The organism is Frankia sp. AiPs1 (assembly GCF_023716945.1).
In the GTDB taxonomy this organism is placed as follows: Bacteria; Actinomycetota; Actinomycetes; order Frankiales; family Frankiaceae; genus Frankia.
Window position 1 is genome coordinate 1 of record NZ_JAMQQF010001170.1, and the last position, 581, is coordinate 581.

The 581-nt window shown below is 76.4% G+C and carries 1 pseudogene; it reads left to right on the plus strand.

The annotated features are described in order from the left end of the window. Positions 1 to 581 (plus strand): annotated as a pseudogene (locus tag ND748_RS33485) (hypothetical protein); the annotation flags it as partial.

Consider the following 581-nt stretch of genomic DNA (forward strand, 5'->3'; position numbering starts at 1 on the left):
GTCTGGCGCTGGCCGCCGACGCCGACCGGCGCCTGCTCGGCGCGCTGGGCGGAGGCGGACTTCGGCCACCCCGCGAGGAGGTCTCCGCGGCGGTCGACGTCCTGCAGGCCGCCGGGATCGCCGCGGTCGCCGGCTGGTCCCATCTCGCCCACGCGGTCGCGGCCGAACGGCGCGAACAGGTCCTGCGCGCACGGCCCCACCTCGCCGACGGGGTGATCATCATGGATCGGTCGGATCACGCGCGGATCCGTGCGGTGCTCGACGCCGCCACCCTGCTCCCCGACAGCGTGGTCGCCGTGGGTGGAGTCGACGACCTGCTCGACGGCGCCGACCCGGTCATCGACGGCGAACGGATCACGATGGTCCGACCGAATCCGTCGCTTTACGACACCGCGGCCGCCGCCGCCGAGCGGGAGGCCATCCACGCGCGCCAGGACGAGCGGGCCACGCTCGCCGCGGCGCTGTCCGACCGGATCGCGGCGGACCGTGACCTCGCCGCGGCCCTCGCCGGTTGGCGGCGGACCCACCCCGCCGGACACCTCGACCGGCTTGGGGCGCAGCTGCAGGCCGCCCGCCAGACG